This is a genomic window from Listeria cornellensis FSL F6-0969 (assembly GCF_000525855.1).
Taxonomy (GTDB): domain Bacteria; phylum Bacillota; class Bacilli; order Lactobacillales; family Listeriaceae; genus Listeria_A; species Listeria_A cornellensis.
On record NZ_AODE01000042.1, the window covers coordinates 1 to 12,054 of the forward strand.

Consider the following 12,054-nt stretch of genomic DNA (forward strand, 5'->3'; position numbering starts at 1 on the left):
CTAGAGCACGCGACAGGAGATATTGTGACATTCGGCGATGATGATTGTTGGTATGCTCACGACACCTTCCAGCATGTGGTAGAAGCCTTTCAGAGGGGGAAAGAAGTTATTAGCTTGACAATGTATGATCCAGAACAGCAGAAATTTGGTCGAGCGCAAAAAATAAAGACTAGTCGTTATTTAACAAAACGCGAGCTAATGAGCCGTTCTTCGATTGAAGTTTTTGTGAAGCGGGCGTGTTTGGAGAAGAATGAGGCTGGTCCAGCTATCCGTTTTGATGAAGCGTTTGGGCTCGGTGCAACCTATGTCTCTGGTGAGGAAAATATCTTTTTGGTCGATTTGTTTCGGCAGGGATATCGGACGTATTTTCACCCGGAATGGTTGGTGTATCATGCTGTACAACCAAGAATAACAAGACTCACCAAAGCGCAAATATTGAGTAAAGGCCCGCTATTCAAGCGAATGTACAGTACACCGATAGCATTTTTACTCGTATCGCTATTTTATATCAAAAAGAAGCAAAAAAACTTATTCTGGGAAGTCCTAAAAGCAACGTGGGCTTACCAACCAAGAGGTGAACGTTAACGTGTATCAATGGATTTATAAACAAGGCGTTAAGCGGCGTAACCCACTGTTACCAGCAGCGGAACAATTTCTACAGGAAACCGACACATGGTCGCGAGTAGAACTGGAAGTCTATCAGTTGGAAAAATTACAAGAACTTGTACACTGGGCCTATGAAAACTCCGCTTATTACAAAAAACTGTTCGACGAGACTGGTATTCATCCCGACGATATTAAAACATTAGAAGACCTCAAAATAATTCCCCCGATTACAAAAAAGATATTACTAGAAGAAAATGAAGCTATTCACGCAATGGCTGATTTTGACCGTTTAATCTTTTCAGAAACATCTGGCAGTACGGGATCACCGCTCATCTTTTACCGCAATTTAGAGTGGGATGCGAGACACCGCGCGGCAATTCATCGTGGTTATGATTGGTATGGCATTAAACCCTGGCATCGTAATGGCTATTTCTGGGGCTACAATCTCGACGTGAAGAAGCACTGGAAATTAAAAATGATGGACAAATTGGTGAACCGATTCCGCATTTTTTCCTATGAAACGAAGGATATCAATGCTTTTATAAAAAAATTAGAACGAGCCGATTACCTAGAAGGGTATTCCTCGATGATTTACCACATCGCACAGAAAATTGAACGAGAAAAACTACCAATACGTGCAGATCTAAAAATGATTAAGGGTACTTCTGAGAAAATTTTTGACTCATACCAGCCGACAGTAGAAAAAGTGTTTGGGCGTAAAATTATTAGTGAGTATGGCGCAACCGAGACAGGAATTATCGCATTCGAATGCCCAGATGGGAATATGCATATGACGATGGAAAACGTTATTGTAGAGGTGATCGACGGAGAAATTTACGTGACGAATCTGTTTTCTAAATCATTTCCGATTATCCGGTACGCACTAGGTGATTATGTCGAATTAGATACAGAAACCCAGTGTTCTTGCGGACGCGAGCATACGATTGTGAAATCAGTCATTGGACGCATTGGCAAAGAAATTGTGGGCGAGCAAGAAACGTATCCGAGTTTCATCTTTTATTACATTTTCAAAAACCTTGTGATGGATGGCGGAGAAGCGATCGCTTATCAAGTATTGCAACATAAGAAAGGACACCTTGAGTTTCGAATTGAACCTCATTTGAGTGAGCAGACACGAAGACGCTTAGAAGCTGAGATCGTGAAATATTTTACGACAGACGTGACCTATGAGATAAGCGAAGGCGCCACATTTTATCGTGATGGCGGAAAATTAAAAGACTTTGTTTCGTTCATAGAAACAGTGTAGGAAAGGAGCGCGTCATGACAGCGGCAAAAGTATCAATTATTATTCCAATTTATAACATTGAAAAATACGTGGAGCGTTGCCTGGATTCAATTCTAGCACAGAGTTATCAAAACTTTGAGGTACTTGCTGTAGATGATGGCTCAACAGATCATAGTGGGATGCTATTGAAACGTTACGTGGACCAAGATACACGTGTTTCAATCATCCAAAAGCCGAATGGCGGACAAGCTAGCGCTAGAAACTTGGCACTGACACAAGCAAGTGGTGATTACATTTTGATGATTGACGGTGACGATTATATTTTGCCAAATCTGCTTGAAAAATGTGTCGCAGAATTAGAAAAAGGTGCCGATATGGTCGTATTTGATTATCTATCGCTTGATAAAAAGAAGCAGAAACACTACGTGAGTGTTGGAAGTTCACCGATTACAGCAAGCACTGCACCGTGGAATAAAATGTATGCCGCACATCTATGGAAAGACACCTTTTTCCCAGAAGGTTATTGGTACGAAGATTTAGGTGTGGTTCCCTTTCTACTTTTAAAATCTCAAAAAACTTGCAAAATTAACGAAGCATTCTATGTATACGATCAATCACGAGAAGATTCCCAGACGAATACAATTAGCTTAGCGCGCTACCTCGATATTTTAGCTGTTCTTGACTACTTGAAACAACAAGTTGGAAGGTTGCCAGAAGCGCATACAACTATGATTTCTGGCATGTATTTGGAGCAATTGGGCTACGTGATGACATTAAATAAAAGTCGAAATATCCAAAATAAAAAAGAACGGCAGGCATTTCTAAAAAAAAATGCAGCAAGAGCTAGAAAAAGCATGCCCCAACTGGTACAGCATCACACATAAACCAGAAAATGCAAAATTGAAAATCATGCGTCGAATGGCAATGCGCTCTTATTTTAAAGGTCATTTCTCGCTAGGGGACATGTTTTATATATGGCCGAAAAAACTAAAAGAGATCGGAGCTAGAGAATGAAATTAATCATGAACTGCTTGCTTGCCTTATTCCGTTTATTCCCGGTAAAGAATATCATGCTTCTCGAAAGTATGTCTGGATTTCAAGATAACTCAAAAGCACTTTTTGAAGAGATGATGCTGCAGAAAATAAACGAGAAATACAAAATGATTTGGTTTGTAGCCGATCTAGATATGGTAAAAAATCAAGACTATCCAAATGTTCGCTTTATGAAAAAATCAGGCATCACAAGAAAATCATTGCGATACCTCTATTACAACTGCGTCGCGAAATACTGTTTTTATACACATGAAGTACTAGGATATCGTACAGATGATAAGCAAATCCGCTTTTTCCTCACACACGGTACACCTTTAAAGGACAGTCGCGGATGCTTTGGGCCAACAGAAAATCACACGTACATTTTGGCCACGTCTGATTTTGCAGCGGAACTACGCGCAACATCATTGCTTGGCGGTGCCGAGAAAATGCAAGTGCTAGGCTTCCCGCGCAATGACAAGATGTTTCGCGAAGACACAGGGACAGAAAAATTCCTCGCGAAGAATGAATATAAGAAGCTAATTGTCTGGTTACCAACGTTTAAACATATAAATAACAGTGATCGTGTTGATTTTGCAAGAGATAGCGACCAAGATATATCACTGATGAGCCCCACTTTTTTCAAGACATTAAATGAAAAATTAGCAGCGACAGAGACACTGCTAATCATCAAATTCCATCCAAATCAAGACCTTCGATTCGTGTCCTTCTACGATTTATCGCATATTGTCACGCTATCCAACCAGAAAATGCTGCAAGAACGCATCGATTTATATGCCTTGCTCGGAAAGTCGGATGCGCTAATCACGGATTTCTCCTCGGTCTATTTTGACTACTTACTGCTGAATAAACCGATTGGATTTGAACTGGCAGACATGAATAACTACAACTCAGGGCGCGGTTTTCTCGTCGATGAACCGCTAGACTATATGCCTGGTGCTAAAATTTATGACGAAACAGGATTCTTACAATTCATCCATCAAATTGCGCGAAACGAAGACGATCACGTACTCGAACGCGCCAAGTTATGCACGAAAATGAATCACCATCACGATAATAAATCAGCTAAACGAATCTTGAAATTCTTGAAATTGGACGGTGAGCACACATGAAAAAATATAAACTAGGCTATACATCCGGTGTTTTCGATCTTTTCCACATCGGTCACCTCAACATTTTAAAAAAAAGCGAAAGCGCAGTGTGACCACTTAATCGTAGCGGTGAGCACAGATGAACTCGTTCAGAGCTATAAAAATAAAACACCAGTCATCCCGCACGCCGAACGAATGGAAATCGTAAAATCTATCACGTTCGTCGATGAAGTTGTGGCACAAACGAACCGCGATAAAGTCGCCGCGATGGAAAAACACCAATTTGATGTTATGTTTGTTGGTTCCGATTGGAAAGGCAACGTATTATTCACCGAAACCGAACGAATTTTTAACGAAAATGGTGTCGAGGTCGTCTATTTTCCCTACACGAGCAACACGTCTTCCACTTTGCTAACCGAAGTTCTCACTAAAATAGCCCAGCCAAATTAAAACATGGAGATGAGTTAAAATACATGAGTAGTAAATATAAAAAATTATTTCAAAATACCGTCCTGTTCTCGATTGGGAGTATGGGAAGCAAGTTTATCAGTTTACTACTTGTCGTGGTTTTCACTCATCATTTAAACCCACAAGAATATGGTGAAGTAGAACTTATATCGGTCATTATCAACCTCTGTTTACCATTTGTAACACTCTCAATTTATGATGCTGTTTTGCGATTTGTGATGAAAGACAACGAGAATAAAGGGAGCGTTTTGCTGAATGGGCTTGCGATATGCGCCGTCGTTGGGCTCACTTTTATAGCCGGAAGTGTGGTCGGTATTTTCTTTTTCGGATTAGAAATAAATACACTCGTGATTGCCGCGATTATTTTTGCCCAGTCAATTAACCTTGTGTTTGCCCAATATGCACGCGGGACAGGCCGCATCAAATTGTATGTCGTCAACGGGTTGCTTACAGCTATTCTGATTTTCGGCATCGTTAGCGTTTTGCTGGTTTACTTCCATGTAGGCATCATGGGTTATTTTATCGGTATGGTGATTTCTTTCTCCATCAGTAACGTCATTCTGTTTTGCTTCAGTGGAAACATCGCTGAAACGCTTGCAAAAGCACCATGGGATCGCGAGTTGATGAAACGCATGCTACTGTATAGTCTGCCACTTATCCCGAATACCCTCATGTTTTGGGTTATGGATACGTCCGACCGCCTGCTGATTCAATCTTTCCTCGGGCTTGCTGCAAATGGCTACTACGCTGTTGCTAATAAAATTCCAGTCATTCTAAATACACTCAGTTCCATTTTTATGCAAGCTTGGCAACTAACGGCGATTGAAGAAGGCGAGCAAAAAGATCGAGATCGTTTTTATTCGAGTGTGTTCAACGCGCTTTCCTCCTTCATGATCATCATCAGCGCCTTGATTCTATGCGTTTTAAAATGGGGGTTTGGCATCGGGCTTGGAAGCGAATTTTACGAAGCGTGGAAGTTTGTTCCAATTCAATTGTTTGCCGTTATTTTCGCCAGTTTTTCAAGTTTCCTCGGTGTGATTTACGCGGTACAAATGAGAACCAATCAAGTATTCATCACATCTTTTGTTGGGGGGGCACTAAACATCGGGCTCAATCTCTTGCTCATCCCACGAATCGGTCTATACGGCGCGGCAATTGCGACTACCATTAGTTTTCTCTCTGTCTGGATTGTGCGCTTACTACAAACGAGAAAATACGTCAAAATACGCATCAATTTCCTAACCCTTATTTCCGCATTAGCCGTACTCGCAATTCAAGCGCTATTCTTATATCAAACCAGAGTTCCAGACCTACTTACAAACACACTAGCCGTGAGCGCGATATTCCTAATCAATCTCCGAAATATCCAATTTATGATGCAAAATTTATTAACAAAAAAAACGAAGAAAGAGTGATGTAGCATGAGTTTAAAAACAGTTTTAGTGACAGGTGGCGCAGGTTTTATTGGAGGACATTTGGTCGAACGATTACTGGAAAAATATCATGTCGTCGTGATGGACAACCTAAGCACAGGAAAAATATCCAATTTACCACAACATCCCCAGTTAGATTTTGTATTTGGCGATGTCAGTAAGGAAGAAGATGTTACGCGTGTTTTTGAAGCCTCTACCTTCACCTACGTATACCATTTAGCAGCCATTGCGAGCGTTGCCGCATCCATCGAGAAGCCGTTAGAGACCCATCAAACGAATATGGACGGGACAATCCATCTACTAAACGCCGCCAAAAAACAAACCGATACTATTCAAAAATTTGTTTTCGCATCATCGGCTGCAGTGTATGGTAGTGAACCAACCCTTCCAAAACGAGAAAACTCGGTCATTGCGCCTATCACACCGTACGGCATTGATAAACTAGCCTCTGAAAGCTATGTTATCTCCTACAGTCACCTATTCGGGCTCAAAACAAGTGCGGCTCGATTCTTCAACGTTTACGGACCACGACAAAACCCAGCATCACCCTATTCAGGAGTTCTTTCCATTTTGACAAATTGCATCCAGCGAGTGGTGGCAGGGGATGAAACAGCAACATTTACTTTATACGGCGATGGCTCACAAGTCCGCGATTTTGTGTACGTAGACGATATTGTGAACGGCTTGATTTTACTAGCAGAATCAGTAGAAAGCGAATCCGAAGTATTTAATATTGCCTCCGATGAAAGCCATACACTCCTTGAAGTCATCGCGATGTATGAAGCTATTGTAGACAAAAAGCTCCCGTTAACGTATAAAAATGCAAGAGCAGGGGATATTCATAAATCCTACGCTGATATCAACAAAATAAAAGCGATCGGTTACAAGCCAACAAACACATTAAAAATGGGATTGAGCAAGTATAATCAGCATGAAATGGAGCAAGCTAAACAACCTATTGGTATGTCTTAAATTGACAAATAGAATAAATCAAATAATAAAAAGGCCCCTCGGTAGAAATTAGTGATTTCACTAAAATACTACCGCAGGGGTATTTGCACGAATGCTATCAATTATTTGATAGAGTAAATTTTATAGACCCATTATGTGTTTTGCAGCGCCAGTTAAGATTTGACCATCGCTTGTTTTGTACTCCATAATCACACCGTCACCTTTTTGGAATTCGGCTTTGGAAATTATATACTTTTGTGTTCCAGCTTCTGTCGGAGCTCCTATTACGCCGATTGTTTTTATGATTTGACCACGTTGATTCATGATTTCTAAATGCATTGTTGCATCTTTGTAAACCTCAGTTAGTGCGTAAGTGATAATATAGTTTTCACCAGAGGCAGTAAATTTTAGAGTGGTAAATGCGTTAGAAAAATCAGGGAGTTCTGGTGTTTCTGGCTCTAGCGGAATACTTGGCACAGTTGAAGGCTCTGTCTTGGGGTTAATAATATGCTGAGCTAGACCTGTTAAAACTTGACCATCTTTTGTTCTGTACTCTACAATGATACCATCATTTTTTTGGAATTCAGCTTTTGAAATCGTATATTTCTGTGTTCCAGTTTCTGTTGGAGCACCAATTTCACCGATTGTTTTTATAATTTGACCACGTTGATTCATGATTTCTAAATGCACTGTTGCACCTTCATAAATCTTGTTTAGTGTGTACGTCACAATATAGTCATCATCCAACGTGGTAACGTTTAAGTCTAATGCGCTAGAGAAATCAGGTAGGGCTGGTGTTTCTGGAATACTTGGCAATACAGGTTGGGGGGTTAATAATATGCATAGCTAAACCTGATAGTTTATTTTTTCCCTCTCTATATTCAACAATAATACCATCACCTTTTTTAAACGCTGATTGAGCGATTACAAATGTGTATGTTCCCTTTTTTTTGAGGCTTGTTAATTGCACCAATCGATTTTATCTGCTGTCCTCTTTGATTTATAATATTCAGGTGGACTGTTCCTGAAGGGGTAACATTTGCGAGCGTGTAACTAACTACATAGTTGTCACCACTTGTGGCAATATCTAAATCTGTTAAATAAGATAATTGAGATGCTTCTACCTTCGTGCTTGTAGAATCAATTGTCCCAAGTAATGGTGCTGCTGAAAATGCAAACACAGTGGCACCTGCTGCTAAACTTAATTGTAACTTTTTTTTAATCGACATATAAAAAACTCCTTCTATCATTTTATTATGTACGTGAGAATAAATAACGCATATATTGCCTCACTTATTCTCATGTACTCTAACTAGTATAAGTTAGATTTTTCAAGAACATGTTCTCTATTTTGTCGTTTACACATAAAAAGGGTTACATATTGGTGAATATGTTGCTGATTTTCGCTTCATTTGATCAATAGAATAGCAAGACAAAAAAGCATACGGTTCGTAATCCCGATCATTGGGAAAATGAATCGTATGCTTTTCGTGTATTCAACCTTTCTTATCCGACAACAACAACGCCAACCGCAACTTAAGCGAAAAATCTGCATGTGTAATCGGATGATCCAGGAACGCCGCACATTTCGCAATTCTGTACTTCACCGTATTCCGATGAATATAAAGCTGTTTCGCCGTCTCCGTAATCTCACACTGACAACTCAAATACACCTGCAACGTCCGCCGTAACTCCTGATGCATCTCATTTTGCGGGTAGGCCAGCGTCTTCAAGGTAAACAAACAAAAAATGCTGAATCTGCTCCACCGGAATAAACTGCATCAACTCCATAATACCCTTCGACTCATAAAAATGCACAAACGAGTGGTAGTGGTCCTTCTCACTTTGCCGATACGTATCCACAGCCTCCATGTAAGAATAGTGAATCGAAGCCGTCTCATACACCTCGTTCCCCGCCGCAAACGAAATCGAAATCGGGAACAGCCGATCAAGCGCCATCTGAATCGCCACCAATCGCTCCTTCAACTCCGCCTCGTGTTGCTGCAACAAAATAATAAACTTATCCTCCGTCGGGTGCGGAAATATCAACGCATTCTCAAAATTCCGATGCAATTCTCGCTCCAACCACTCATACGTCAGCGAATAAATCTCTTCCTGCAACGTCAAATTCTTCAGCGCCATCGAACTCTCATCAATCCCCGCCACCAAACACCGATAATAATCCGATGGCAACAACCCATAACCTTTACCATAATCCAGCAAGTTCCGCGTATATTCCGCGTCATCCTCACCTTTTTGCAACAACTTCGTGAAAAACTTCCCGCGCAAAGTCCGGTTACTTTCCGCCAATTTCTGATTCTTATAAATCGTAAACGAAATAATCGTGTTCGCCTGCTCAATCGCGAGCTGCGAGAACGGATAGGGGATCTGATCTGCCTTCAAAATAACTAGAAAATAAGGATAATACGTCGTCACTTTCACCGGAAAAACCGAAATTAATAACGTATCATTTTCCAGCAAAAACGTCATTTCACTCGAAAGCTCCGGCGTCTTTTTCAATTTCTCATGAATATCATCCAGCGTCGTCGCATAACTCGGCTGTTTAAAATGCTGTGTGCTCGCCACAACCTCCAAAAACGGATTAATCAACACCACCGGCCGTTTCAAAATTCCACCCAAATTCTGAATCAGCGACTGTAGCGATGCGCCCTTAATCATCATTTTCGAAAACTTCTGCTGAATATCAATCGCATAATGGAATTTCTCCGTCTGATGATCCCAAATATAAGACAACAACTGGTGCGAAATCGTTCCCAGCGTCACCGTGAGTGGAATCCGCAAAATCGGAAACTTCAACCGGTTCGCCGTCGCGATTACCATCGGATCTAATTTATCAATAAAGCGCCCCAACTTAATCCCGAGCCCTGCAGCCGGCAAACGATGCAAATCTTCAATCAATTTACAAAGCGCTTCCGGATCATTCTGAAAAGCCATCGCAGTTGTGAGCAAAAACGTATTTTTAGGTAAATAAGCAACAATATCAGGCGTCTCCGAAATCTCAATTGTATCGACCATATTTTCCAAGTCGGCCTCCGCATTGATCACTTCAATATTAGAAAACCTTGGCGTTAGTAACAGTTCAGACATCGTTGTCATTGTAAAAACCCCTTCCATTGGCAGGACGAACAAGCATCGGGCCACACCAAAGTTTAGTTCCCTCAATTGTACTATAGAAAGGCTCCGTTTGTCGTTAAAAAATATTGTTTACTATGGACAAAACACAACATCCTTTTCGTGCTAGTTGGCTAATGTTTCCCATTTAGAATTATCTTAAAATAAAAGCAGAAGCATAGCTATTGTGGCGGTCGGTCAATGGAGAGTGTATGATGAATTCCCAAGTAATGTTGTGAATAAATATACATAAACGACCAGCTGCTCTTTTTTAATAACGAAGGAGGAACATAATATGGTAAAAGAACTACAAGCATCGATCCGAACAATCATGACTCCAGGCCCAGTAGAGGCTGAACCACGCGTATTAAGAGCAATGAGCACGCCAATTTTAGGGCAGTACGATCCAGAGTTTTTCGAGATGATGAACGACGTAACGAACCTTTTAAAAAATGCCATTCCAAACAGAAAACGAGTGGGCGCTCGCCGTTGATGGCACAGCCCGCGCAGGACTTGAAGCAGCCGTTTGTGGCATCATCGAACCTGGCGACAAAGTACTCGTACCATCATTTGGCCGTTTTGGCTATTTGATGGCGGAACTCGCGCAACGTGCAGGAGCGCAAGTCAAAATCGTTGAGCAAGAATGGGGCTCGATTTTTGACCCGAAAACGGTTATTAACGAAATCAAAGCTTACAATCCAAAAATGCTAATCATGGTTCACGGCGAAACGTCCACAGGTCAAATGCAAGACTTAAAGGAAATCGGGTTATTCTGTAAGGAAAACGATGTCCTATTCATGGTTGATGCGGTCGCAACTTTCACCGGCGCTGACTTCCAAACAGACGCGTGGGGAGTAGACATCGCCGTTGCCGGAACGCAGAAATGTCTCAGCGTCCCAACAGGAATGGCACCAGTCACTTACAACGCAAAAGTCGAGAAAATCCTCGCATCCCGTTATCAAGTCGAACTTGGCCTAACAAAAGACGTCCGAAATGACCGTTTTATTTCAAGCAACTACCTAGACCTTAGCCAAATTCAACAATACTGGGGACCAAAACATATCAATCATCATACTGAAATGACATCGATGATTTATGCGCTACGTGAAGGTTTACGAATCGTTCACGAAGAAGGCCTGGAAAACCGTTTTGCCCGTCATCGTAAGCACGAAAAAGCGATGATGACTGGTCTAAACGCGATGGGCTTAACGCTGTTCGGCGATATGTCTAGCAAAATGCCGACCGTAACCTGCGTGAATATCCCAGAAGGCCTTGACGGAGAAGCCGTTCGCGCGACACTACTCCACCATTACGGCGTCGAAATCGCTAGCTCATTCGGTTCCCTTGCTGGCAAGATTTGGCGCATCGGAAACATGGGCTTCAGTAGCCGCAAAGAGAACGTCCTGCATACACTGAACGCATTAGAAGCCTCCATCACATTCCATGGTGGCAAAATCGCAAAAGGCGAAGCAGCACAAGCCGCGTTAAAATTTTATAGCGAGAATTGAATAATGTGAAGAATCCCTTACTTGAGAGAGTGGGGATTTTTTTGCGTTGTGGTCATATGCTGCATATACATGATTTAGACATATTTTAAATGAGTGTATAAGGTCGTTCAACTCAAGAGCATTGGTAAATAAAATCACATTGTAAATAAAAGAGAGTTTTACAGACTATATATCCAATATCAGCCATTTTTGCTATTGTGTAGCGAATTCCACTCTAATATAATTGGAAATAGATAGAAAAATAGCATAGAGGAGTGAAGGTATGAACAAAAATCACAAATGGCTTAAAATCACAATGTGCAGTTTGACGTTGTCGTTGGTTGCCACACCACTTTCCGTTTTTGGAGCAGAGAAGGAAGCACAAACTGGAGAAGTTCTAAACACAACTGAATCTAAAAAAGTAAACGCAGAGAAGTTAACAACCCCCCGACCCATCCGAAAAAAAAGTCTTTTCGAGAATGGTTTCCTGCTGATTTTGATCTTGCTCTTGCGGCTGCCCAAGCACTAGATTCCTATACGACATGGGATGTGAGCTACGAGGAGTTATGTACTATCACTGGGTTACA

Annotated in this window: 13 protein-coding genes and 1 pseudogene; 10 read left to right on the top strand and 4 right to left on the bottom strand. The window is 41.3% G+C overall.

Going from position 1 to position 12,054, the window contains the following annotated elements; translation table 11 throughout:
• The 8 genes from PCORN_RS15040 to PCORN_RS15070 form a co-directional block, all read left to right on the top strand.
• A partial coding sequence (locus PCORN_RS15040; RefSeq protein ID WP_051999528.1) for a glycosyltransferase occupies window positions 1–585 on the top strand: 585 nt, incomplete at its 5' end.
• A gap of 1 nt (window position 586) precedes the next feature.
• Window positions 587–1,873 (top strand): phenylacetate--CoA ligase family protein, encoded by a 1,287-nt coding sequence (locus PCORN_RS15045; protein ID WP_051999529.1) that lies wholly within the window; start codon window positions 587–589, stop codon window positions 1,871–1,873.
• Between the two features lie 14 nt (window positions 1,874–1,887).
• A complete protein-coding gene (locus PCORN_RS15050; protein ID WP_051999530.1) occupies window positions 1,888–2,736 on the top strand; it encodes a glycosyltransferase family 2 protein in 849 nt (282 codons plus the stop codon).
• A 126-nt stretch (window positions 2,737–2,862) separates the two neighbouring features.
• Window positions 2,863–4,017, top strand: coding sequence for a CDP-glycerol glycerophosphotransferase family protein (locus PCORN_RS15055; RefSeq protein WP_036082107.1), 1,155 nt, complete (start codon window positions 2,863–2,865; stop codon window positions 4,015–4,017).
• The gene (locus PCORN_RS20950; protein WP_277620217.1) at window positions 4,014–4,109 is read left to right on the top strand and encodes a hypothetical protein; all 96 of its coding nucleotides are present in this window, start codon (window positions 4,014–4,016) and stop codon (window positions 4,107–4,109) included. Before PCORN_RS15055 ends, PCORN_RS20950 begins: the two co-directional genes overlap by 4 nt.
• 16 nt (window positions 4,110–4,125) lie before the next feature.
• The gene (locus tag PCORN_RS15060; RefSeq protein ID WP_277620218.1) at window positions 4,126–4,446 is read left to right on the top strand and encodes an FAD synthase family protein; all 321 of its coding nucleotides are present in this window, start codon (window positions 4,126–4,128) and stop codon (window positions 4,444–4,446) included.
• Window positions 4,447–4,469: 23 nt separating this feature from the next.
• Complete coding sequence (locus tag PCORN_RS15065; protein ID WP_051999531.1) at window positions 4,470–5,879, top strand: lipopolysaccharide biosynthesis protein; 1,410 nt, start codon at window positions 4,470–4,472, stop codon at window positions 5,877–5,879.
• A 6-nt stretch (window positions 5,880–5,885) separates the two neighbouring features.
• Window positions 5,886–6,869 (top strand): GDP-mannose 4,6-dehydratase, encoded by a 984-nt coding sequence (locus PCORN_RS15070; RefSeq protein WP_036082109.1) that lies wholly within the window; start codon window positions 5,886–5,888, stop codon window positions 6,867–6,869.
• 120 nt (window positions 6,870–6,989) lie between these two features.
• On the opposite strand, the gene PCORN_RS15075 is transcribed toward PCORN_RS15070, so the two are convergent.
• From PCORN_RS15075 to PCORN_RS15085, 4 genes are all read right to left on the bottom strand, one after another.
• Window positions 6,990–7,538 (bottom strand): hypothetical protein, encoded by a 549-nt coding sequence (locus tag PCORN_RS15075; RefSeq protein ID WP_149024384.1) that lies wholly within the window; start codon window positions 7,536–7,538, stop codon window positions 6,990–6,992.
• A 215-nt stretch (window positions 7,539–7,753) separates the two neighbouring features.
• Window positions 7,754–8,077 (bottom strand): hypothetical protein, encoded by a 324-nt coding sequence (locus PCORN_RS15080; RefSeq protein ID WP_036082113.1) that lies wholly within the window; start codon window positions 8,075–8,077, stop codon window positions 7,754–7,756.
• 267 nt (window positions 8,078–8,344) lie between these two features.
• A complete protein-coding gene (locus tag PCORN_RS19850; RefSeq protein ID WP_206537455.1) occupies window positions 8,345–8,551 on the bottom strand; it encodes a helix-turn-helix domain-containing protein in 207 nt (68 codons plus the stop codon).
• Window position 8,552: 1 nt separating this feature from the next.
• The gene (locus PCORN_RS15085; protein ID WP_206537456.1) at window positions 8,553–9,965 is read right to left on the bottom strand and encodes a PucR family transcriptional regulator ligand-binding domain-containing protein; all 1,413 of its coding nucleotides are present in this window, start codon (window positions 9,963–9,965) and stop codon (window positions 8,553–8,555) included.
• Between the two features lie 310 nt (window positions 9,966–10,275).
• Here PCORN_RS15085 and PCORN_RS15090 point away from each other — a divergent pair.
• Together PCORN_RS15090 and PCORN_RS15095 are read left to right on the top strand one after the other, a co-directional pair.
• A pseudogene (locus PCORN_RS15090) lies at window positions 10,276–11,488 on the top strand (pyridoxal-phosphate-dependent aminotransferase family protein).
• Window positions 11,489–11,750: 262 nt separating this feature from the next.
• A complete protein-coding gene (locus tag PCORN_RS15095; protein ID WP_036082115.1) occupies window positions 11,751–11,996 on the top strand; it encodes a hypothetical protein in 246 nt (81 codons plus the stop codon).
• Window positions 11,997–12,054: the final 58 nt, after the last annotated feature.